This is a genomic window from Pararhizobium sp. LjRoot235 (assembly GCF_964254145.1).
Classification (GTDB): domain Bacteria; phylum Pseudomonadota; class Alphaproteobacteria; order Rhizobiales; family Rhizobiaceae; genus Pararhizobium.
This window is the reverse complement of sequence record NZ_CAXUSP020000002.1, coordinates 1035951-1058621: the sequence shown is the minus strand read 5'-3', so window position 1 is coordinate 1058621 and position 22671 is coordinate 1035951. Positions and strand designations below refer to the sequence as shown.

Annotated in this window: 14 protein-coding genes and 1 pseudogene; 3 read left to right on the top strand and 12 right to left on the bottom strand. The window is 61.0% G+C overall.

Features of this window, described 5'->3' with window-relative positions:
* Positions 1 to 67 precede the first annotated feature (67 nt).
* Both ACSQ2Z_RS25625 and ACSQ2Z_RS25620 read right to left on the bottom strand, forming a co-directional pair.
* The gene (locus tag ACSQ2Z_RS25625; protein WP_436083995.1) at positions 68 to 973 is read right to left on the bottom strand and encodes a helix-turn-helix domain-containing protein; all 906 of its coding nucleotides are present in this window, start codon (positions 971 to 973) and stop codon (positions 68 to 70) included.
* A 279-nt stretch (positions 974 to 1252) separates the two neighbouring features.
* Entirely contained in the window at positions 1253 to 2152 is a 900-nt protein-coding gene (locus ACSQ2Z_RS25620) for a LysR family transcriptional regulator (RefSeq protein WP_436083994.1), read from the bottom strand.
* A 123-nt stretch (positions 2153 to 2275) separates the two neighbouring features.
* On the opposite strand from ACSQ2Z_RS25620, the gene ACSQ2Z_RS25615 reads away from it, so the two are divergent.
* Entirely contained in the window at positions 2276 to 3208 is a 933-nt protein-coding gene (locus ACSQ2Z_RS25615; protein WP_436083993.1) for a VOC family protein, read from the top strand.
* A 51-nt stretch (positions 3209 to 3259) separates the two neighbouring features.
* Entirely contained in the window at positions 3260 to 3862 is a 603-nt protein-coding gene (locus ACSQ2Z_RS25610; RefSeq protein ID WP_436083992.1) for an alpha/beta hydrolase, read from the top strand.
* Positions 3863 to 4187: 325 nt separating this feature from the next.
* Here the strand turns inward: ACSQ2Z_RS25610 and drmC are convergent, their stop codons facing one another.
* From drmC to ACSQ2Z_RS25595, 3 genes are all read right to left on the bottom strand, one after another.
* A complete protein-coding gene (gene drmC / locus ACSQ2Z_RS25605) occupies positions 4188 to 4802 on the bottom strand; it encodes a DISARM system phospholipase D-like protein DrmC (RefSeq protein ID WP_436083991.1) in 615 nt (204 codons plus the stop codon).
* Positions 4803 to 5081: 279 nt separating this feature from the next.
* Positions 5082 to 5189, bottom strand: coding sequence for a transposase (locus ACSQ2Z_RS25600; protein ID WP_436084160.1), 108 nt, complete (start codon positions 5187 to 5189; stop codon positions 5082 to 5084).
* Between the two features lie 144 nt (positions 5190 to 5333).
* A complete protein-coding gene (locus ACSQ2Z_RS25595; protein ID WP_436083990.1) occupies positions 5334 to 5516 on the bottom strand; it encodes a tautomerase family protein in 183 nt (60 codons plus the stop codon).
* Between ACSQ2Z_RS25595 and ACSQ2Z_RS25590 the strand changes: the two are divergent.
* Positions 5452 to 5769 (top strand): annotated as a pseudogene (locus ACSQ2Z_RS25590) (type II toxin-antitoxin system VapC family toxin); the annotation flags it as partial. The gene ACSQ2Z_RS25595 and the pseudogene ACSQ2Z_RS25590 overlap by 65 nt on opposite strands.
* Before the next feature lie 241 nt (positions 5770 to 6010).
* Here ACSQ2Z_RS25590 and ACSQ2Z_RS25585 read toward each other — a convergent pair.
* The 7 genes from ACSQ2Z_RS25585 to ACSQ2Z_RS25555 form a co-directional block, all read right to left on the bottom strand.
* Positions 6011 to 8197 carry a cellulose synthase gene (locus ACSQ2Z_RS25585; protein ID WP_436083989.1) on the bottom strand — a complete coding sequence of 729 codons (2187 nt, stop codon included), beginning with the start codon at positions 8195 to 8197 and terminating at the stop codon, positions 6011 to 6013.
* Positions 8194 to 9246 carry a glycosyl hydrolase family 8 gene (locus tag ACSQ2Z_RS25580; protein ID WP_436083988.1) on the bottom strand — a complete coding sequence of 351 codons (1053 nt, stop codon included), beginning with the start codon at positions 9244 to 9246 and terminating at the stop codon, positions 8194 to 8196. Before ACSQ2Z_RS25580 ends, ACSQ2Z_RS25585 begins: the two co-directional genes overlap by 4 nt.
* Positions 9243 to 11561: a cellulose biosynthesis cyclic di-GMP-binding regulatory protein BcsB gene (locus ACSQ2Z_RS25575; protein ID WP_436083987.1), complete on the bottom strand. Its 2319-nt coding sequence runs from the start codon at positions 11559 to 11561 to the stop codon at positions 9243 to 9245. Before ACSQ2Z_RS25575 ends, ACSQ2Z_RS25580 begins: the two co-directional genes overlap by 4 nt.
* The gene (gene bcsA, locus ACSQ2Z_RS25570) at positions 11561 to 13747 is read right to left on the bottom strand and encodes a UDP-forming cellulose synthase catalytic subunit (RefSeq protein WP_436083986.1); all 2187 of its coding nucleotides are present in this window, start codon (positions 13745 to 13747) and stop codon (positions 11561 to 11563) included. The genes ACSQ2Z_RS25575 and bcsA overlap by 1 nt, the downstream gene beginning before the upstream one ends.
* 107 nt (positions 13748 to 13854) lie before the next feature.
* Entirely contained in the window at positions 13855 to 14835 is a 981-nt protein-coding gene (bcsN, locus tag ACSQ2Z_RS25565) for a cellulose biosynthesis protein BcsN (RefSeq protein ID WP_436083985.1), read from the bottom strand.
* Between the two features lie 222 nt (positions 14836 to 15057).
* The gene (gene pbpC / locus ACSQ2Z_RS25560) at positions 15058 to 17142 is read right to left on the bottom strand and encodes a penicillin-binding protein 1C (RefSeq protein WP_436083984.1); all 2085 of its coding nucleotides are present in this window, start codon (positions 17140 to 17142) and stop codon (positions 15058 to 15060) included.
* A complete protein-coding gene (locus tag ACSQ2Z_RS25555; RefSeq protein WP_436083983.1) occupies positions 17142 to 22595 on the bottom strand; it encodes an MG2 domain-containing protein in 5454 nt (1817 codons plus the stop codon). Before ACSQ2Z_RS25555 ends, pbpC begins: the two co-directional genes overlap by 1 nt.
* Between the last annotated feature and the right edge of the window lie 76 nt (positions 22596 to 22671).

The following is a 22671-nucleotide window of genomic DNA, read 5'->3' as shown; positions in this document are numbered from 1 at the left end:
TAGTTCAGGGTTCGGATACAGGGCTGGCCCTCATAGCACGAAAGCGGCAATCGCTCTACCCTTCCCGTCATTGGAGCCAACGCGCCCGCCAGGCTGACGGGGTGGCGCCCGTCACTCGACGGAATACCTTGGTGAGATGATTCTCGTCGGTGAAGCCGCACCGGGTGGCGATCTCTGCAAGTGTCAAACGATCGGCGAAGTACTGCTTGGCACGTGCAATTCGATAGCGCATCAGCCACTGTTGCGGCGTCTGGCCGGTCACGCCCTTGAACCCTTCGATGAAATCACGGCTGGACACACCAGCCGCCGAAGCTGCTGCCGCCGTCGGGAAGTGATCGGCAAAATTGTCGATCATGAAGTCCTTGGCGGCCTTCTCCTGCCAGACGGAGAGGCGCGCTGTACTGGAGCCCAGTTCACCGGAAAGATCGCCATAAGCGTGAAGCAAGTGGGCACAGATGGCGATGGCGATGTGCTGTAAAACTGGAGCGTGGGAGCTCCCTTGCTTTTCAAAAAGCGGCAGAAGAGCTGCCCCAAGATTGCGCATGACATCATCGTACTCACCCCGCCGGCATCTAAGCCTGGTTGCTTTTGGGGCAGCCGAGAACTCGCCTACTTCCCGAAAGAGCTCTCGCGGCAGCTGGAAAGCGAGCGAATCGAGATTGCTGAAAAGGCGGATGCAGGCGCCATGGGCCAGATCGACGAGGCAAACGGAACCCTGCCGAAAGCGGCGAACTTCGCTCTCGGTGCCATCGGCAGCAACGTCGCAATGGTGCGCATCCTTCAGGTAGAGCATCAGGAAATAGGCGTCGTCGGGCGGCAAGGACACCAGGCGGCTCGCATCCCCGTTCAGCCGCCATTCCAAGCGCGTCACGGAAAATCTGGCGTCACGAACCGGTCGAGCCAAAAGACATGGAGTATGCGGCAAGCCGAAATGAGCGCCGACGCCCTCTTCCGTTCCCGTACTATGATTCATCCGCACCTCCCAGTAGATGCTGCTCTTGTGCTGCGAGAGGTCCAGTCGCGACCGGGCTCATCCCGGGCCGATGGACGGGGTATTCGGCGACCTGAAAAGGAAGACGCGTTTTCCCGACCGTCACGATCTCTACCATAGATGGGCCCCGATATAGGCGGTTGCTGTCCGATTCAACAGGAAGCATGCCCGCCAGCCAGCTCAATTTCTTGTAATTTTTGCTCGCTTTTTGCCGGAAAAGACACCTTCTACGCGAAAATACGACGGCTACCAGCCTCCGCGTTACAGCGGGCGCGTAAGAGTTACGTACTTTTCGAAGAAGTCCGAGAATTTGGCAACCCGCATCGGCAGTTTCTCGTAGGGCGGATAATATAGTGTCAGCCAGAGCTCGGGTGGCTCCCACTCGGCAAGGACTTGCTTCAGCGTGCCCCGTGCCAGCGCATCGTCGACGATGAAGTGCGGCAGCAGGGCTACGCCTTCTCCGTTTTCCGCCAGTCTGGCGAGAAGCTCGCCGTTGTTCGCCGCCAGCACCTTGCCGGCCCGTGCCTTTCGCGTCCGCCCGCCGTTCGTCAGCTCCCAACTCTCGGCGATCGCCTCCTCGTCATAGGCAATACAAGCATGGCGATCGAGGTCGTCGGGCGTCTCAGGCGTTCCGAAAGCGGCGAGATAGCCTGGGGAGGCAACAAGGACACGCCGCACGCGACATATTTTGCGCCATATCGTTGACTTGTCGCGCGGCGGCTCCGAGACCCTCACGGCGAGATCGAAACTGTCGGAAACGATGTCGATGAACCGGTCCGTCAAGGATAGCGAAACGCCCGTCCGCGGATATTCGACCCGAAAGCCTGAGACGATGGCGGGCAGGATATGCTGGCCGAGCGACAGCGGCGCGTTGATGCGGATCAGCCCGGCCACATCCCCATGCTCTTCGCGCAGATCCTCCCTCGCCTGGTCGAATTGCCCGATCAGCGGCTCGATGCGCGCCGCGTAGACGGCGCCGGCCGACGTCAGCGAAACCTGACGCGTCGTGCGCAGCAGGAGCTGCACTCCAAGGCTCTCCTCCAGCGCACTGACGGCGCGGGTCACAGTCGGCGGTGTCATCGACAGCTGTCGCGCCGCCGCTGTGAAGCTGCGCTGCTGCGCCACCGCCAGGAACACGCGGATATCGCTTAGATCGCTCATGCTCATTTATTGCAATAAATGCAATAATATTGTCAATATTATTGCTATTCAATTCCGTGAAGACCTGACCGATCTTGTCTCCAGATAAACGTCGATACACGCCAATCCGGAGATAGACCCGCCATGCTCACACAGATCAAAGGCCTTCACCACGTCACGTCGATGGCCGCCAATGCCCAGGAGAACAGCGACTTCTTCACCAAAACGCTCGGCCTGCGCCGGGTGAAGAAGACAGTGAATTTCGATGACCCGGAGGTGTATCACCTCTATTACGGCGACGAGATCGGCACGCCGGGCTCGGTAATGACCTATTTCCCGTTTCCGCATATTGCCAAGGGACGCCCGGGTGCCGGCGAAGTAGGCGAGACTTCCTTCGCCGTCGCGAAGGAGACGCTCGGCTACTGGAAGGAACGGCTTACCGCGCGCGGCGTCACGGACCTTTCGGAGCACGAACTCCGCGGTGAGAAGCGCCTTCGCTTCAAGGGCCCCGACGGGGATGCCTTCTCGCTGGTCGAAGTCGACGGCGATCCGCGCCGCGGTTGGGCGAGCAGAGAGATCGACGCGGAAAAAGCGGTCAAGGGCTTCCACGGCGCAAGTCTGCGTCTTAAGGATCCCGGCGCGACGCGGGAACTACTCAGCTTCATGGGTTACCAGGAGGTGGACCGCAAAGGCGACTGGTCGCGCTTCGCCATCAGCGGCGGAAACGGTGCCGACGTCATCGATCTGGAAACAGTTCCCCAGGCTGATCTCGCCCGCCTCGGCGCTGGCTCGGTGCATCACATCGCCTTCGCCGTGGACGACCGTGCGGCCCAGGCTGAGGTCCGCAAGGCTCTGATGGACACCGGCTATCAGGTCACGCCTGTCATAGACCGCGATTACTTCTGGGCGATCTACTTCCGCACCCCCGGAGGCGTGTTGTTCGAGATCGCGACCAACGAGCCGGGGTTTGATCGCGATGAAGACACCGGGCACCTCGGCGAAGCCCTGAAGCTTCCCGCGCGCTACGAACCTTATCGCGACCAGATCTCACGCCGTCTCGAGCCGATCAGGGACTAACCGACTTCGGGACCGCGGCAGTTCACGTCCAGCCCGACGGAGAAGACCACCATGACGATCTCATCCTATCAGGCGCTCATAAGAGTGCCCGGACGCGACGCGCCCATCGTCTTCGCCTTTCACGACACCGGTGGAGACGAATATCAGTTCGCCGAGTTGGTCGGGCAAATTTTGCCCGATGCCGGGCTGGTTTCGCCGCGCGGAGACGTCTCGGAGTTTGGCGCACTGCGCTTCTTTCGTCGAACGAGCGAAGGCTCCTACGACATGGAGGACCTGGCGAGACGAACAGAAAAGATGGCCAGGTTCATTGCTGCCCACAAAGCAGCAAATCCCGGGCGGGCAATATACGGCCTCGGCTATTCGAACGGGGCAAACATCCTTGCGTCCGTTCTGTTCAGAAATGCCGGTCTTTTCGACCGCGCTGCCCTGCTGCATCCACTCATTCCATGGATCCCCGCGAATAGTGAGCAGTTGAAAGATCGACCAATCCTGATCACCGGAGGCCAACGCGACCCGATCTGCCCGCTCCCGCTCACAGAGCGGCTGGTCGACTATTTTACGGCACAGAAGGCCCGCGTGGAGGCATGCTACCATTCCGGAGGACATGAGATCCGACCCGAGGAATTGGAAGCGTTGCATTCGTTCCTGATCTAGAGGAAGACGGGAGCGGGCGACGCCGGCGGATCTCAGTGGTTCCAGCAGGCGCCCCCGCCGACCCGGGCAAACCACGCGCTATGTCTGACGCGCGGATAAACCAGAGCAACGCGCATTGGCACTCCCCTCTTGGCCCAATAGGGTATACTTCACGGCGCCTAGCTTATGCGCCCAGCTCAAAAATAGAAATAGCAATTTAATTTGGCCTAGTCTCGATCACGGACCTTATTGGGCCAGACTGCAGCACTTCATGTTCCCTTTCGTCCGGCCAACCTTGCGGTTGGTCCCTTGCCGTGATCGGCATGCAGAACGGGGCTCTAGCTCGTCACACCGGACGGATAACCTTCGTCTCGATCAGGGCATGGAGGTTGGCACGCAAGTTGGCGGGGATATGCCCGCCAGTGACCAAGATTCCCGCTTCCATGTTCTTTTCGAGCGCATGGGCGGTAAGGTTTGCGCTAGTCAAGAAGGCCGTCCTGCTATCCGCCACAGCTACCTTTGCATGGACACGGCCGTTGGTGAATGGATGCGGTCGGTCGGTCCAGGCATATAGAAGAGCCGAGGGGACGCAGCTTCTCATCGTCGCCACCGGATCGATGAGCAAGCTGCCGCCATGATTCAAGGACGCCTCTACGAGAATTCGGGTTTCGACACGCCGGTCGATCGCCGAATTGATCGCGGTGATGACTGGCGGCACATCGTAGGCGACGAAGCTGACGATGAAGAGTTCCGTTTTAGCGCGCTGGATGAGATCCAATAGCACCTGCTCGGTGCCGGGTGGCGACGAACGGAGTCGTTGGGCCGGTCCAGACCAACTCGACGTTGTTCTCGCGTTGAGTCTGTTGTCGTGCGCGAGCGGCGCCAAGCAGCATCCCCGCCACGACGTCCCCTGAGAGCCCAGACCGTGCCCATGTGGTGACGAGGAGATCCAATGCGGCACGGGCTGCCGGCGTGCCCACGACCTGGCTCAAGCTGCGATCCAGTCACGTCCCACACGAAACCGGCAAGCTCACGGGCAATCGCGGTGATGATCTTCGGTTGTGGCTTGCCGGTCGCCGAAAGCCGACGGTATCGTTGGCATAGCCTTGCCTGGGCCTTCCGGCCGATGGCCCTGATCTCTTCCGGAAGATGTTCGACCCGCATCCTGTATCGTCGTTCCTCGCGTGCCGGCAGCCGATAGGACCATGCGGCCTCGACCAGCATGGCGCGCGCTTCTCCGTTACCGGTTTTGTAATCGCCCCCGCCGCGTTCTGGCTCCGCTCGACGCCTCCGATGGCACGAGCCCGAGCCAGCCCATAAGATGCTTTGGCCTTTGGAAACGAGCCAGGTCGCCGATCTCGGTGACGAGTGTAACCTCAGTCGCTCACCAGGTTCCGCTATAAAAGCGAGGGATGCTCGCTGGTGGTTTTTGAAGGAAAGGCGACAGCCCGCACCGCCTCCTCCCTGGACGGCAGATTGAACACACCCATGCTCATGACCGTGTTCGAAGAGTCTTCCGATAGTCTGCGACGGGAAGGCCCCCGACGCCCCAATCCTCTACCGCCACCTCGTCGATGACCACGAAGGTCGTGGCGGGGCTCTTGTTCAGGATGCGCACGAGCAGATCGGTAACCCCACTGATGAGTTCCGCTTTCTGTTCCTGCGCGATCACCATTCTGGAGCTGGAACGCGGCATCCTTGGTGTGCAGCGTCGCGATGCCCGGCAAGGCGCAAAATTTGCCGGCCGGATAATTCCCATCGATGACGCCGTCGCGACACGGTGTGCGCATCTGCACATTCCCGACAGACGCAATGAAGTGGATGTATTGATTGCTGCCACCGCGCTCATTCACGGGCTCACGGTTGTCACGCGCAACGTCAAAGACTTCGAGGGGACGGGCGCGATCATTGTTGATCCCTGGCTGGGATTGGGTGCGCTTTTTTGGGCAATAGACCTCCACAAGAGCACATCCTGTAGGCTTGTCATAACGACCGATAATGCCGGCTTATCGCTCATAAATGCCATTGTGGTAAAAATGACCAATGTCGGCCGATCCCAGATCGGGAGAATGGCGCGGAAACGCAGCGACGTGCGTATTGGGCCATCTTCGCGAAAATCTGGCACCGCGCGTCGTAGGCGCTGGTACAGAATTCATCACTTGGGTCCGGTCAATCGTTTTCGTGAAACATCTCATGGATGATTGCCAGTCCACGCTGGCCGTCACGATTGCCGATGGCGGCCAGAGCTTCGAAGACCCGGCGTGCGTCGCCATAGCGCTTCATCTTGAGATAGACATATCCCCTCAATGCAAGCAGATCCGTTCTTTCCGGAGTGATCTGTTTCAACTGGTCGAGCACAAGCAAGGCTTCTCGCGGACGGGCCCCGTCGAAGGCGGCGATGGCTTTGTCGGTCAGGATGGCTTTCTGCAGTTCGAGGGCGCGCTCACGTTTCTGCGGTGCCTTGACCGCCGAGACCGCAGCCTTGCCCGCCAATCCTGCGCGCAGGTAGGCCAGGCTTTGGCCATAGGCGGCATCCTCGCGTATTTTCGAAGATCCGAACAAGGCGACCTCGAAGGCGGCGGCTGCTTCAAGTGGCCGGTTCAGTTCCATCAGGCACCAGCCCCGCGCCAGTGCCGCGTCGGGCGACAGCGTTTCAGGATTGAATGTGGTCCTACAGCCGCGGACGGTTGCGACACTCTTGCGCCCGCGTGGCCGAACGGTGAAGTCCGGGGTTTCCCTATATTCCTCAGGTTCGTTGGATACGGCAATCGCTAGCACTCGCGGGCGGGCCTTGCGCCGGACGGTTACGGTTTCGCCCGGAACCGGCAATTGTTCCTTGGCGGCTTCGGGCTCCTCCTTCTCTCCGCCAAGCTTGGCAATGCGCTCCGATCTTCCGGCCCAAAGGCGCTGGATTTCGGAAACGCCCTTCATATCGTTGAGTTGCAGATAGGTTACCGCAAGGCCGTAGGCGGAAGGCTCGTCGTCCAGCTTCCAGCCGAGCGCCGTCTTGAACCATTGCACGGCCGTCTGCGGTTGGTTCAAGGCACGGGCATACCAGCCGAACTGCTGGGCCGTCGTAGCGTCGCGCGATTTGATCACCTCTGCGGCGATCCGCTTCAGGACGCCGGCCTTGATCGAAGCCGGCGGATCGAGCGCAAGCAGGTTTGCGGTCGCGGCCAGATAGACCGCTTTCGCCTCCTTGGAGGCGTCGCGCCAGCGATACATCACGTTCTCGGCCTCGAGAGGCACATCGCGATCGATCAGGGTCAGTGCCAGACCCTGCGAGGCGGAGGCGGAATCTTCCTTGTCACGAGCGCGCCGGAACCATTTTTCGGCGGCTTCCATTTCGCCGCGCGGCAGATAATACCAGCCGAGCAATAGGGCGTCAGAGGCAAGGCCGCCGGTCTCGGCAAGCCGCTCGACGCGCGAAAGATACTGGGGCGGGACGACAATCTTTCCGTCGGCATTGGCTTCGGCGACGAACCGGCGGGCAAGATCATCGCGAATGCTGTCGAATTCCCGCGTGCCATCGGGGGCCGTCTTCTCCTTGGCGAGCAGTTCCTCGACCGTGTTGGAGGGCAAAAGGTCGGCGGCCTTCTGGATTGTCGCGAGGCGTTCGGCGGTGTTCTGGCAATTGTTCAGGATGTAGGTATAGGCGTCCGTCGCCCGTTGCGCCTTGTTCGTCCAGAAAAATGCTTCGGCAACGCGCCAGAGGACATCGACCTCGCTGCAGGTCAGCAGGCTCGGCGTCTCGGCGCCGATGCGCACGACTGTTTCGTATTGTTTGAGATCGGACGCATTGATCAGTCGCAGCCGCGCCTCTGCCACGCCCAATCGATCAAGCAAATCCGCAGGCGGCTGCCAGGCCGGTTCCGCCGTTTGCCGTTCGGCGATCGCCTTGCGGACCTCCGCGTAGCGCGCCTGCGAATAAAGCTGCCACATCGTCTCCAGTTGCTTGTCCTCGTTCTGAGGAATGGCCAGTGGGTCTTTCGGCGGTGTCCAATCGGGATAGAGCGCCTTCAGGCGCGAGATTTCCGCTTGCAGCCTTGCGGTATCCCCCTGGCTTGCGAAGTAGCGCAGCGCACTTTCATCAACCGTGGACGCTGTCGCCGCCGTGACCACGGTGTCGAGCGGCGGCTCCGAAGGGCGTTTGATTTCCCGGAACACCGCCGCCTTTTCACCAACGGTCTGAAACGCTGGCTGTTGTTGTGGCAGTGGCGACGAGCGCGAAGCGAGATCATCTTCGCTTGCCGGCGAAAAGGACTGAACCATATGTTTCACATAGTCGGGCTTCTTCATGCCGACGATGCCGACGGCCGCGATGATCGCTGACAATGCGATAATGGACGGCTTCATAAACACTCCGGATGCTTTTCAGCAACAAATGATAGCCCCAGTAAGTGGAGCGTCGAAGGGTAATACAGCGTCGGCGTGAATTGTTTCACGTCCGCAGGCAACGCGGTCTTGTCCACCACACAGGCCAGAATATGGTTAACAATTCGATAACCCGGATCGGAGAGAGTGTTCTTGGTTGCGCCGGAATTTAAATCCACGGTTGTGATTGCACCGTTAGCGCCGGACGTGGCTTGGCGAAACCTCAAAAGCAATTGCCGGTCCGTCACGCCGCCGCGAACGAGATAAAGCGGTATACGCAGTGCGTTATACCCATATTCCGCCGGAAAGCCGGATGCAGGCTTGGGGGAAGGCTTCAAAGCGACCCAGTCTGCGGGAAGTTGTTTCGGACCGAACCGAAGTTCGTTGATGATCGCGACCCCTTCGCCGCGAAGCGTTCCCCAGACTGGCGACGGTGCCAGTTGATCGAGAACCGGAAACGCCTCGAAAATCCAATAGGACGGGTTGATGACCGGGCCGTCCTCGCGGTCGGCGCCGGAAAATCCGGTGGCGCCCGGCAGAAGCAACGTTCGGTCGTTGTCCCGAACGACGATCTTTGCAAGAATGGCTCGGGCGATTGCTGCCCCGGCCGACGTATAATCCCTGCGGTTCCACTGCTGTCCGGCAAGGCCCAGCGCATAGGCAATCAGGATATCGCCGTCGGACGCGTTGTTGACATCGGTAACATGTGGTTTTGCGCCAGGGCTCCATTTCCAGGCGGCGAGCCCGTCATTGCGCAGGAGAAGTTCGGTCCGCGTGAAAGCCCAGATCAACTCGAAATCCGCCTGACTGCCGGCAAGGACCGACAGCAGCAGGCCGTAGCCCTGCCCTTCGCTGTGGCTGATATTACCGTTACCATCGTCGACGATCCGGCCGCCGGGATCGAGAAATTTGGTCTTGTAGGCCTCCCAGGCTTCGTTGGTGATCATCGGTTGTTGTGCCTCGGCCGGAACGGTTTGCAGGCAGAGAGTGAAAATGCCTGCAAAGAGCGCTGCAAGCAGTTTTGCCTTCATTCCCGCCGCCCGAGATTGCTGAGCAGCATGGCGGTCGCAAGCCCCAGCAAAACGCCGAGCGCAGCCAGCAGCACGGCGTAGGTCAGAATGTTGGTCGAGAGCCAGTTGGCGGCGATCAGCCGGTAGTTTGAAAGGGACGCTGGCTGGGTCTCGATGAAGGCGAAGTCATTGATCGGGATGGTTTCGATCGTTTTGGTGCCACGCTGGTAAGTCGTGATGTGCCCGGCAAGCTGTCTCCACGTGTCCTGCGCACTCAGGGCCTGCACGCTTTCACGCAGGTCCTTTCCGGTCGGTGCCGCCACCAGGGACCATGTGCCGCTGCCATCGGGGCTGGCGCTTTGCGCGACCAGCAACGATGTCTCCGTCGAGGGGGTAAAGCTGCTCTCCGGGACCGGCGCGAACCGCAATGAGGAAAGGGAGATGTCGAAGTTCCGTTTGACCCAATCCTCGAACGCCGTGATCCAGGGTGCCCAGACGCCGCCGCGCAATTTCTCCCGCCACGCGTCGAGAGCAGCTTCGGTATTGACTGCGTCCGTCTTACCACCGGGATCGGATCCCCATGTCGTGCGGCTTGTCTCGGCAATATTCATTTGCGTCAGGACCGTCTGCGGCATTTGCGAAAGCGCGCCGATGAAGATCGCGCTTCGGCTGCCGATCAGTGCAGGAGATGCCACCGTCTCGACCGGGATCGGGCGACCGGCGCCGGCGGCCAGTCGTCCGAGAAACGTTGCTGTCGCCGACAGCGTATCGGAATCGATGCGATCCAGGTAGAGGCGGGTCGCGTCCGGGCCTCTGCCATAGGGAAACCCGGTCCCGGCAGACGCCGCGAGATTGGGCAATTGCGCGATACGCGCGAAGTCGGGCATGTGGAATTCCGAGCTGTCGAACAGCGCGAAGCGCGGCGTTTCCAAATCAGGCGCGCCAGGCGCGCAGAGCTTGTCGTCCTCGGTATCGAGAATAGCTTCGATTGCGATCGTGTTCACGCCCGGCCGGAAATGCCGCATCGTCACGTTGATCGGCCGATGTCTGAGGATGCCGCCGCCGGACGAGGCAATCGGTACTGTAGAGGCGATATTTCCATTGATGTAGATATCGATGTGGCTGCCGGGCAGGACGGTTGGAGAGTAGGCGGCGTCCAGAAGGATGACCGCTTCGCCATAGGCATTGGCATAGAAATCCGCGGGAACGCCGACGGTGAAATCGGTGCGAAACCGTCGGCCAGAAAACTCTTCGGTCTTGAAACCGAGTTGGGAGAAACTCAGCCGGGTATCGGAGAAGAGGAAAGGCGTGTCGGGAGAGCGCCATCTTTGTGTCGTTATGACATCGCGGCGGACCGCAGGACCAGTGGCGTCCGTGGGGGCAACGACGCTTTCTATGGCCGTGCCGATCGCCTGCCATGTCGGCCCGCTGAGGACAAGCACTGGCGACCCGGTTTCCGGATCTTCGACGAAACCGGCAACGGGCCCGGAACTGGCGCTGGCGGGCAAGGAGGCAAGAAGCGGCTGGAGTTCGGCGGGGGTGCCAATGAGCACCGTCAATTCGCCTGGCTTCGTTCCGGTCATGCTGCCCGTCTTGAAAGAGAAGGATTGGTTCGGCATGTCGGCGAAAACGGCGAGACCCTGGGCAAGCCGCATCAAGGGTATCGTCGTGCTGGGCTGCTCCAGCGCCGGTACGACGAAAGTGAACCGGGTGAGGCCGCGATCGTCGACGCCGATCGCCCGGATATCGTCGAGGCTTTGCAGCCCTTGCGCGTCGCTGCCCGAAAAGCTCAGATAGGTTTTTTCCGCATCGACACGCGACCAGAGCTGATAGGTCGATTCGATCGTGCAGTCGGTGCGGTGACGCTGGTCCGCGCGCATGCGGATGAGGTTCGATCCGGGCTTCAGCAGATCCTTCGGCAGTTTGAAGCTCAAGTCGGACACGGTATCAGCAGAGCGAACCTCTTCCTCGGCGATCTTCATGTCGTTGATCTCGACCCGAAGATGGGACACCTCCGGCGCGACGAAAATCGAATTCTGATAGCCGAGATTGAGCCTTGCTCCGCTGGCTGCCTGCTGCGGTGTCAGATAGACCGACCAGGCCCGATCTTCGAATTCACCGCTCAGATCGACGTTACCGTTTGGAAGCAGGTACCGCTTGAAGGCTTCGGTTTCACTCGGTTGGGCAGTCGGGACGACCACGGGTTGCGATGCCGCTCCGGTCCCTGTCTGCCCTTCAGCCGTCGACCGCTCCGGCGTCATGTCGAACGGGGCCTGCGCGCGAAGCGGGAAGCTCTGCAGTACCAGGATGGCTAAAGCCAGAAACACGGACCTCATCATCTTTTTGCCTTTGCAGCCAAACGGGCCTTATCTCTCGCCCCGGGACTGCTGAAGAAATAGCTGATACCGCGGCTCGTCTGATAAAAGGCAAGGCCGAGGAACCAGAGCGTGCCTCGCAGGAGACCCGGATTGCCGCGGCGTGAGAGCTGGAACTCGGTCCATTGCTGCGAGTTTGCAAAGATGAGATCGGCGACGAGGCTGTGGTCCCTGGTCACTTCCGGCAGATAGCGACAGCCGATCGCAACAATGTCGCCTGCGACCTGAGAGTTCCGGATCGCAACCGGCAGGATTTCCTCGGTGTCGCCGCTATAGGGCTTGAAGCGGATCAGGCCACGGGTATCGACAGGTAGTATCCCTATCTCCTTCGCGTAGATATTCACGCGCGCGCCATGAACGGAAACATTGTCGATGGTAGCCGGATACCACGTCTCGTCGAGCCCGAATTCACACCGCCGCGTGACCTTGACCCGTCGCGTTGCCGAATGTTCTCCCCGTTCGGAGACGACGCCGAGCGCGCAACCGGCAAGGATGAGGTTGAGCAGGTTCCAGCCGCCAACCACAAGGGTGACGTCAGCCTTGTACGGCTCCGTGTAGACCCGGTAAGCCGTTACGACAACGGCGAACAGCAAAACACCGAAGATGAGAAAGAATGGCCGGCTGATTTCCGACAGGCGGCTGACGAGGACGGATTCGTTCTTGGCCGTCACCTTGAAGCTCGGCTTCCTGGGGTTGACGATGGCCGAGACGACGGCCGGCAACAGATGGATCGTCTGGACATATTCGTAGAGCTCGGAGATCCAGGGCCAGCGGAATGATCCGTAGAGATAATTCTGCATCATCAGGTTCACGAGCATGTAGGCAAGTGTGTAGCCGAGGAACTCGCCGCCGGATGCCGTGAAGATTTCCAGATCAAAGAACAGGTAGAAAAGCGGCGCAAAAAGGAAGATCGCGCGGGCGAAGGGGAAGAGCCAGAACAGGGTCGATGACATGTAGCAGAGCCGCTGCGGTATCGAGAGGCCGCGCTTCAACAGCGGAAAGCGGAAGCGCAGGATCTGCATCATGCCCTGCGCCCAGCGGCTGCGCTGGCCGATGAAGCTGGCAAAGGTTGCGGGCTGCAGACCGGCGATCAGTGGCCGGTCGACATAGACGCTGTTCCAGCCTCTGGCGTGCAGAGCGATCGCGGTTTCGCAATCTTCCGTGATGCTGACGCCGCTAAAACCGCTGGTCTGGTCGAGCGCCTGCCGGCGCAACACCGCCGCCGAACCGCAGAAGAACGAGGCGTTCCATTTGTCGAGACCGCGCTGGATGATGCCGTAGAACATCTCGTTCTCGCTCGGCATCCTTTCGAAAGTCCGCAGATTCCTCTCGACCGGGTCGGGATTGAGAAAGAAATGTGGTGTCTGGACAAGAAAGAGCTTCGGATCGTCCTCGAAATAACCGACGGTCTCGAGCAGGAAATCCCGGGAGGGGGCGTGGTCGGCATCGAAGACCGCGATCAATTCGCCGTTGGAATGCTGCATGCCATTGTTGAGGTTGCCGGCCTTGGCATGTTCGTTCCGGTCACGGGTCAGATAGCGAACGTCGAGATCGTTGCAGAGGATCTGTAGCTCCTGATGCCGCGCCTTGGCCATCTGGTCTTCGAGGAGATTGGGCGACGTCCGCTTCTGCAGCGTGCCGCCGTCATCGAGAAGCCAGACGGTCAACTTGTCGGCCGGATAGTCCATGGCTTTCGCCGCCGCCAGCGTATTGGCCAGAAGCTCGGCATCTTCGTTGTAGGTCGGGACGAAGACGTCGACGCTCGGGTACTTGCCTGCCGATGCCGCGCGGGACGGCCGCGGCGGCAGCGGCATCGAAACGACGAAGAGGCTGAGCCCCAACATCATCACGCTGTACATCTCGGCCAGGTAAAGCAGGAAACCGGGAATGAAGTTTTCGAGCTGGTTGAACGGCGGCAGCGTGCTGGTCGTGCGCCAGTAGACGTAACGCATGACGATCGCCGTACCGAAAGCAAGGGCGATCAGGCGCCATGTCCCTTCTGCGCGCAGGATCTTGATCACCGCCATGAAGGTGACGACGGCGATGCCGGCGATCAGTTGGGTTTGGAGATTGATCGGCAAGGTAACCAATGCGATCACGCACAGGGACGCGATGATCCAGAAAAGGATAATACCTGCCTTGCGCATGGTCGCTGCCTTTCAGGCCCGCCCGGTGACAAGCCGTTCATTGGCGGAAGCTCTTATAAAATGCACGGCTGATCAAATTGCACTCGGCAATCCCGTTCATGCCGAGGTTACTTGCACAGCGTGGCACCTTCCGACTGTGTCATACAGTCCGGCGAAGGAACAACGACGGCGTCTATATCCGCGCCGGTTGGTAAAGGAATGGTTTCAGCCGAAGCCGGTTGTTTCACCGGCACCTTGTTTTCCGAGGCGCGAGCCACTTGTCTCTGTCGCAAAACGGGACGGGGTCTCGCGTTGTCCACCGGTGAATCGCGCAGGTCTTCGCTTTTCGGATAGATCGGGTTTCCGGTGCGGCCCAATGTCGGATCGACGCTCGGCGGTTCGCCGTAAGGGTTCCACCCTGGAACGTTGAAGGCCGCGCGAATGGTGTATCCGTACATCGTGCTGAGCAGTTTTTCTTCGCTCGCGCCATCCTCGCAGAGGCGCAGACGGACCTGGATCGTGCCACGGTTCTGGAAGACCGTCCTTGCCTCTTCGGGCGAGCGGATCTGCTGCCAGGCATAGAGACAAGCATCGTTGCCGTGACCGCGGCCGTATGCGTAGCTGAACGGGCCGTAATTGTTCTGCAGGTAGAGCGGCGACTGAACGAGGGCGACGCCGGGAAGCTCGCGGCGCATTTCCCTCACAATCTCACTCGCCTGGATCGAAGAGTTACCGAGCGCCTTCTGTCCGTCCATCTGTAACCCGACCGGCCCGAACAATTGAACGCGCAGGACATTCTGGCCTGGTGTGGATGCAGACGTGAAAAGGAAGATGTCCTGCTGGGTGCTATTGCTGAAACGGCGCTCGACAATGTTGACGACCGCCGGCCCGCCGGGCGGCGGCAGCGCGAATGCTGTCTCGCTGGGAACCGTCACTGCGGTATCGGACAGCCTTACGCCCTCGCGGGCGCCGCAGCCTGTAAGCGCAGCGGTTATCACAAAGCCAGCGAGTAAATATCGCGAAGATGGAAATGCCGATACAGGCAAAAAGCCCCCGTTTGCTCTTGAGCATGATGCCGAAAAGTGTAAGCGGTTTTCCGCCGAAATCATGCTCTACTTCTTTGATTCTAGAGCGGATTCAGATTTTAGGTCGATTCGACCTAAAATCATCCGGCTTTAGTGGATGTCAATGCCAGGACGCAAATGCGAATCGAGACGAATCGGATCGTTCAGCACTGTTAACTCAAAGGGCGCATTTCGTGAATCCCCATTCATGGAAGTGCAATTTGGGGCTGCAGTACAGATTTTCTCGCACAGGGCACGGCAGCCGCCTCAATTGAGGAAAACCCGAACGCTTGCGGCACGGCCTGCGGCATCGATGACCGTCAGCGTCGAATAACCTGTTCCGTCGGGAACCCATTGATTGACGCGGCGCCTTGACGTTTCCGGTAATGGCTTGCCGTTTGCCAGCCAGCGGAACGGCGCCCTCCCCCCCTGCAGCTTCAGGACCAGCGGCATGGGTACGCCCGCAGTATCGACACCGAGTTCGACGCGTGCGCCCTCCGGGGGATAGACGATCTGCGGAGCCGCTTCACGAACCGTTGCCGAGACAAGACCGCTCAAGGTTAGCGAGAAACGCCGCTGGCTGATAGGCAGTTCGGACTGGGCCATGCGAACGGCGCCCGCCGGGGCGCGCAGCAAGGGCGTTATCGCAAGCCCGGATTTGGCAAAGCCTTCAAACAGGATCGGCGCTGCCGTTGCATAACCGGTCAGGCCGGGAACAGCCCCATTGTCGGGTCGGCCCACCCACACGCCGAGCACGTAGCGGCCGTCAAAGCCAACCGACCAGGCATCGCGGTAGCCGTAGCTCGTTCCAGTCTTGTAAGCGATGCCACGCTGGACGGCGCCTGCCGGTGGCAAGACACCGGACAGGATATCGGCGATCTGCCAGGTCGAGGCCGGATCGAGAAGTGGCTCACCTTCGATCTGCCCCGGCTGGTCCTGTATGCCGTCACCAAGCCGCATGGGTTTGCCGCGGTTGGCCAATGCCGTGTAAAGTTGCACCAGGTCCTTCAGGTTGATGCCCAGGCCGCCGAGCCCGATCGCGAGACCCGGCGCCTCATTCGGCGGCAAGACGGGCCTGACTTCGGCGCGCCGGAAACGCATCATCATCCGGCTTGGCCCGACGGCGTCGAGCAGCCGCACGGCCGGCACGTTGAGCGACAGCTGCAGCGCCTGCCGGATGCTGACGTCACCCTGATAGGTCATATCGAAATTGCGCGGGCGGTAGCCGAAGAAATCCGCAGGACGATCCTCGATGATCGTTTCCTGCGAAATGAGGCCTTCCTCGAAGGCGAGACCATAGATGAAAGGTTTCAGGGTCGAGCCCGGCGAGCGGGAGACGCGGGTCATGTCGATCCATCCGGAGCGGCCGGCATCGAAATAGTCGGCGGAGCCAAGCTCGCCGACGATCTCTCCGGTGCGTGCATCGGCCATAACCATTGCGATGGAAACGCGTGGTCCGAGTTTCGCTGCGGCGTCCTTCGCGACTGCCTCGAGCGCCTTCTGAATGGGACGCCTGAGCGTCGTCTGGTGCTGGATGGCTTTCGGCTCCTTGCGCAAGGCCGTTTCGGCGACGTGGGCCGCAAGAGCCGGGAGCTGTAGCCGGCGGTTTGGGATGACAACCCCAGCTGCGCGGTCAGCCTCCCCTTCCCCGATGACGGCGGAAACAGCCATGCGCGTCAAAACCCGCTGGCGCGCCGTCTCGGCGGCCTTAAGGTGACGGTCGGGTCGGCGTTTTTCGGGCAATTGTGGTAGCGCCACGAGCAACGCCGCTTCAGAAACCGTCAGTCGCCGCGGTTCCTTGCCGAAATAGGCAAGGCTTGCCGCGCGGATACCCTCGAGGTTGCCGCCATAGGGCGCGTGGGTCAGATAGAGATCCAGGATGTCCGCCTTGCTCAGCCGCCGCTCGATCTGAATGGCACGGGCCAACTGGCGAAGTTTCGCAGTAAAGGAACGTCCCTCGCGCGGCTCTATCAATCGCGCCACTTGCATGGACAGCGTCGATGCCCCGGAGACGATCCGGCCGTGGGTTGCGAATTGCCAGGCGGCCCGCACCAAGGCCCGGGGATCGACACCGCCATGCTGCCAGAAACGCTGGTCCTCATAGGCGACCAGCATGCGCAGGAACTGCGCATCGACGTCCTTTGCCGTCGTCTTCAGCCGCCATCGGCCCTCCGGCGTCGCGAAAGCGCGCAGCAACTGGCCGTCCGCATCGAGAACTTCGGCAGAGACGGTGCGCGCCTTGTCGAGGGGCGGCGGATAGGCGCGGTCGGCGGCCTCAAGGCCCAACACTGCCGTGACGCACAGAAATGCAAAACAGAGCAGCGCGGCGCAGGTTTTCCACCGGAGCGACATTATTCGACCGCCTGTACCTCCATGCGCCCCATGGCGGTGCGCGCGGAAAACTGCGGCCGGTACATGTCCTCGATGCTGGCCGCCGGATGGTCGTAGGTTCCCGGCGTGACGGCGCGCACGACATAGGCGACCGTGATCGCCCGATCGTCACCGCTCGACCGGTCGAAGGCTGCAACGAAACGGTCGCTGCGGAATTCCGTATGCGCCGCCTCGATCTCGCCGATCCATTCGAAGTTAGAGAGCTTGGCGCTGTCGACGAGGCTCGGATTGTCGATTTCGAACCCGGCCGGGAGAAGATCTGTGATCAGCACGCGAGACGGCCAGGCATTGCTCTCCGTCGCGTTGATAACGACCACGTAACGCTCGTTCTGCCTGGCCTGTGTAATGTTGGCTTCCTCGCCATCAAGCGTGTAATAGGTGCGCTGAATCGTGAAGCCATTGCCGCCGGCAGGCAGCGGGAAGGCAGGTGCTGCAACCGTCGTGACGACAGCGGCAACCGGATCCTTGGACCGGTTGCTGATCGTGATCGGCTGGTCGAGAATTTCGTCGCCGGTCAGACGCGCGGCATACCCGCCGCTGCGCGCCGTTCCGTTGATGTCGAGCTTCAGATCCTGATCACCTCCCTGGATCGCCCGCGCGGCGAGCAGGGTCCACATCTGTTCCTGCGTGCTGGTATAGGACTGATGTTCCCATTGGCGGGCGACGATCTTGGCGAGTTGCGGAATGATCGCCGGTATGGGACGGCTTTCCGCCGCCAGTGTCAGCACCGCAGCATTGTCGCGGAGCGGCGAGCCATAGTCGGAGCGGTCGAGCAGGCTGGTACTCGTGCCTATGGCCATCTGCAGCGCGTCGCCAAAAATACTCTGGGAGCGTTGCGCATCGCCGTAAAGCGCGAGTGCGGCAGCCAGATGGCCCTTGGAAAGAGGTGTCGGGAACTCGGCAAGCTTCGTATCGGCATAGTAACGCAGGTCGCTGATTGCGGCTTTGCGGTTGCGGGCCAGCACATAGAGGGCATAGGCGATCTCGTTACCCTGGCTCTTGACGTCGACATCGTAGCTCAGCGCGTTTTGGAGATTATCCAGAGCCTGCACCATCGCCTGATCCGGGACCTGGTATTTCTGTTCGCGTGCGCGGGCCAGGAAGTCGGTGACGTAAGCATCGAGCCAGAGATCGCCGGAGCCCGGGCTCCACAGGCCGAAACTGCCCGTTGACGACTGGTAGGAGAGGACCCGGTAGATCGCCTCCTGCACCCGCTTCTGAACGTCCGTATCCTCCGGCAGGCCGGATTGTTTCGAAAGCTCGCTGAGATAAAGCAGCGGCAGCGCCCGGCTGGTCGTCTGCTCGGCGCAGCCATAGGGGTAGCGATCGAGTGAGGTCAGCAGCGCCGGGATATCGAAAGCCGCGGCGCGGGTGACGCTAATGCTGACCGCCGACCCCTGCAGCATGCTTTCGGCCAGCAATTCGCCGTCCACCTTCAAGCTGGCATTGGGCTCGATGGTGACGGGATGACGTGTCGTGACCGGCAGGGATGCCGGCCGCACCGGAACGGAGACGGATTGCCGTAGCGACAGTCCGTCAGCGCTCGTAAGTTCGATCATGATTTCACCGTCTCCCGGATGAACACCGGAAAGTGGCAGCGTCAGATCGAATTTTCCGCCCGGCTTGACGCCAAACGTCTGCTCGGCCCGGGCGCTGTCGATCACCACGGACGAGCCACTCGTCACCTTGAGATTGATATCTCCGGCGGGGGCGTCGGTGTTGGCAATGTCGAGGCGAAGTTCGGCCTTGTCTCCAGGCGCCAGGAATTGAGGCAGGCTTGCCGTCACCACGACCGGGTCGCGGATGACGATGTCGGAGCTTGCATGGCCGACGCCTGTTTTTGACCAGGCGACCGCCATGACGCGGGCCGTCCCGTTAAACTGCGGGATGTCGAAACTGATGATCGCCTTGCCGCTCGCATCGAGCTCAACGGGGCCGGAGAAGAAGGCCACCAGCTTTTCGGTCGGCGGATTGCCCTGAAGCGGCATCTGGCCGCCGTCGCCACCGGTGCGCAGACGTCCTGTGGCGCCGAGCGAACCGTCGATCAGACGACCATAGAGGTCGCGGATCTCAAGACCGAGCTGGCGCTGGCCGAAATACCAGCCGTCCGGATCGGGCGCCTCGTAGCGTGTCAGGTTGAGAATACCGACATCGACGGCGGCAACCGTCACATAGGCTTCCTCGCCCACCCCTGCCCCGGCGACCTCGACCGGGATGTTGAGGGTCTGTCGTGGCAGCGTCTTTTCTGGCAGGTCGAGCTTGACGGAGAGCTTGCGGTCAGCCGGATCGACGGCCAGCCATTTGATACCGATGGCGCGCATCGGCATGCGGCTTTCCAGGGCGTCGCCCGAGCGATAGAGGGTTGCCGTGACATAGGCGCCGGCGCCAAAGTCCTCGGTGATCGGAATGTCGACGTCACCGCCCTCGGCGGGAATGGTGGCGGTCTTCGTGGCGATCAGCTTTTCCGAACCGATCGTGACCAGAACCTCGCCGGCAAACCGTGGCGAGACCCTGAGCTTGGCGGTGTCGCCAATCGTGTAGTTCTCTTTATCGAGAGCGATCTCCAGACCATCCGGCGTTTCCGTCGAGTTGGCGGCGACATACCAGCCAGAATCGAATTCCACGCTGGATGTTGGTCCGTCGATATCGGCGGTCTCGACTTCGAGCCGGTAACGGCCCCAGCCGGCCGAAAGGGAGATTTCACCCCCATCCTTGGTGACGTCGAGCTTGCCGGTGGACACCTGCTTGGTCGAAATGACGGGCTCGTATTTCCACGCGGTGCCGTCACGGTACCATTGATAGTCCTGAACGACGCGCAGCAGCTTCCAGGTCAGGCCCGATTTCGCCTGCTTGTCGCCGTTCTGGTCAATGGCGATGACATGGAATTTGCCGACAGCGTTTTCCGTGAGTTCACCGGTGAACTCCGGCTTGATGCCGATCATCGAGCCTTCCGGCCTGACGGGCAGTGTCAGCGACCGCTCAACAGCCCGGCCGCCGGCTTCCTGAACGCGCACCGCTATAGTGGCGTTGAGTAATTGGGTGGTCGACGGCGTTTCGGTGAGGTTGACGTCGAATGTAGCTTTGCCGTCTTCGTCAAGCGGCTCCAAGGCCTCCAGCGGCGAGCGGCTGTCTTCCGTCGCTTCCTCATCAGCCAAGCCGAAGAAAAATCCCTTGAAATCGGCGCTTTCGCGCGTCGGCTTCAGGCCGACTTCGCCTTCGAGCTCGAGGCCCGCTGCAGGTGCGCCATACAAGTATCGGCCGTCGATGGTGACCGGCGCCGACTTGCCGATTTCGATCTGCTTGACGCTGCTCGCCAGGTCGAACTCGACCCGATCGGGCACGAAATCGTCGACCTGGAACTGCTTTTCGCTGATCGCCGTACCCTTAGGATCGGTATAGACCTGCACAGTCCATGTGCCGCGCATCGTGTTCGGCTGCAGGGTGAGATCAAGCGCGTAGCCCCCTGCCTGTCCGCCGTCGTTGACGACACGCCGATCCTCGACGCCATCGGGGCGCATGAAGATGAAGGTCAGCGGCAGCGTCTCGATTGCAACGGAGGCGCTGTCGCGCGCCAATGCGGAAACGTGCACGGTCTCACCGGCGCGATAGATGCCGCGCTCGGTCCAGGTCAGTATGTCGATCGCACCCGGAGCCGCGCGTCCGGTGACGCCGCGGTCGGAAAGATCGAAGCCAGCGCGCGTCAAGTCGAGGAAGACAAAATCGTCGTTGCCGCCCTTTGCCGTGATCACCGCGGGGATCATGGCGCCGGTGCCGCGCAACAGACCGGCATCGAAGGTCGCGCGGCCTTGAGCGTCGGTGGTCGCCGTTCCGAGAATTTCGTTATTCTTGGCAAGCAGCGTCAGCTCGACCCCGGCAATCTGCTTTGCCGTCGCAAGGGACCGGGCAAAAACGCTCAAGCCATCGGTGCCGGAATAGGTCGAGAGGCCTATGTCTGAGACGACGAACCACTGCGTCGCCTGGCTGTCCCATTCATTTGTCGCTCCGGTACCCGAGACGGCGGTCAGGACATAGACGCCCGGCTTGCGCTGCGGCAACGCTTCATTCACCGGAAAGCTCGTCACCACTTCCTTGTTGAGTTCGGTGGAGATGTCGATCGAGCCCTGCCAGACCGTCTCGCCGTTTTCGTCCTGGATGCGCTGGGCGCTGTATCCGTCGAGCTGCGTCAGGAACTGAGAGGTGGTAAGTAGCGAAGCGATGTTGCGATCGCCGATGCGATAGAGCTTGAGGTTTGCGCTGGTCGTGTTGACCGAGACCAGCGGAATGCCGCGGCGGGCGGTTGCCGGCAGCACGAAGCTGTCGCCGGTGAAACGCACCATCGCTGCGCGGTCCGGGACATAGACGTCAAGATTGACCTGGGCTTGGAGGGGCTCGTCGGAAATGGAGGACGGCAGGCCCTGGCGGAAGGCCAGCTTGTAGCGCTGGCCGTGGTTCAGGCCCTCGACGCAGATTTCGCTGCCCTTCGCTTCGAGCGCCTTGGGCGGTGCCCCGTCGAGCGTGACGAAGGGGGTATAATCCACGCCAGCTTTGACCAGCGGCTCGGAGAATTGGACGCAGATCCGTGGCATGGCGCTGTCGGAATCGACCGTGTGCTCGGTGACGCGGAAGCCCTGTCTGGTTTTCAAGGTGGTATAGGCCGCCCGAACCGTCTTTGCCTCTCCAATCGTAAGGCTGGCCTTGTAGGCACTGAGCGCCGCGCGGAAGTTTTCCGAGCTTTCCAGCGCCTTTGCAAGAACAGCCAGAGCGTCTGCGCGGGACTGGGTGGTGCGCGTAAGCTGGTAGCCGTTGATGGCGGCGAGCGACGCCTGGACGGCAAAGTCGGTATTGCCGTAGACGCGACTGGCCGCTCTTGCTGCTTCTATCCAGAGGTCGCCGTCATCCGGGGTGATCGACAAGGCTCCCTGGAAAGCCTTCAGCGCCGGGGCAATGTTACCGGCAGCGAGTTCGCGATGGGCGGCGGCAATCAGGCCGTTGACCCCCTGCCCTTCCTGGTCCGGCTCCAGCGCGAGGTTATCCTTGGCGGTGCGGGCATCGTCAAGTTGTCGCTCAGTAAGGAACGGCAGCGCCGGCGGCGCGCCGATATCCGGTTCGCTCGAGGCGGCGTCGACGATCTTGCCGGCGATCGCGCCGTTGAAGGTATTCAGCGTGTTGTAGTCGGATTTGAGAAAGCACCATTTCACCTTGGGATTGTAGGTGAACGCACGGCAGGATGAGTCCGCAATGCAGACGCTTTCGCACTGGTCGAGCGTGACATTTTGCTCGGTGCGCAGGTCAAAGCCGAAATAGTCGCTGTTCTCTGTCGTAACGACATGCCGACCCGTTTCGGCCGCATGAACCGCGGGCGAAAATGCAAGGACGGCGAGGATGATGGCTGAAAACCGGATAAACGCGCGCATAGACGAAAGTCCTCCCCAACGCTGCGGTTTTGACCGGTTTTACTCTTCAGGCTTGTCTGTTGTTTGTCAACCGAGC

Coding starts and splice junctions, on each gene's coding strand:
- pbpC (WP_436083984.1), bottom strand. CDS start 17,142: ATGTCGCTCCGGTGGAAAACCTGCGCCGCGCTGCTCTGTTTTGCATTT.
- ACSQ2Z_RS25615 (WP_436083993.1), top strand. CDS start 2,276: ATGCTCACACAGATCAAAGGCCTTCACCACGTCACGTCGATGGCCGCC.
- ACSQ2Z_RS25625 (WP_436083995.1), bottom strand. CDS start 973: ATGAATCATAGTACGGGAACGGAAGAGGGCGTCGGCGCTCATTTCGGC.
- ACSQ2Z_RS25585 (WP_436083989.1), bottom strand. CDS start 8,197: ATGAAGCCGTCCATTATCGCATTGTCAGCGATCATCGCGGCCGTCGGC.
- ACSQ2Z_RS25555 (WP_436083983.1), bottom strand. CDS start 22,595: ATGCGCGCGTTTATCCGGTTTTCAGCCATCATCCTCGCCGTCCTTGCA.
- ACSQ2Z_RS25580 (WP_436083988.1), bottom strand. CDS start 9,246: ATGAAGGCAAAACTGCTTGCAGCGCTCTTTGCAGGCATTTTCACTCTC.
- ACSQ2Z_RS25595 (WP_436083990.1), bottom strand. CDS start 5,516: ATGGTGATCGCGCAGGAACAGAAAGCGGAACTCATCAGTGGGGTTACC.
- bcsA (WP_436083986.1), bottom strand. CDS start 13,747: ATGCGCAAGGCAGGTATTATCCTTTTCTGGATCATCGCGTCCCTGTGC.
- bcsN (WP_436083985.1), bottom strand. CDS start 14,835: ATGATTTCGGCGGAAAACCGCTTACACTTTTCGGCATCATGCTCAAGA.
- ACSQ2Z_RS25610 (WP_436083992.1), top strand. CDS start 3,260: ATGACGATCTCATCCTATCAGGCGCTCATAAGAGTGCCCGGACGCGAC.
- ACSQ2Z_RS25575 (WP_436083987.1), bottom strand. CDS start 11,561: ATGAGGTCCGTGTTTCTGGCTTTAGCCATCCTGGTACTGCAGAGCTTC.
- ACSQ2Z_RS25620 (WP_436083994.1), bottom strand. CDS start 2,152: ATGAGCGATCTAAGCGATATCCGCGTGTTCCTGGCGGTGGCGCAGCAG.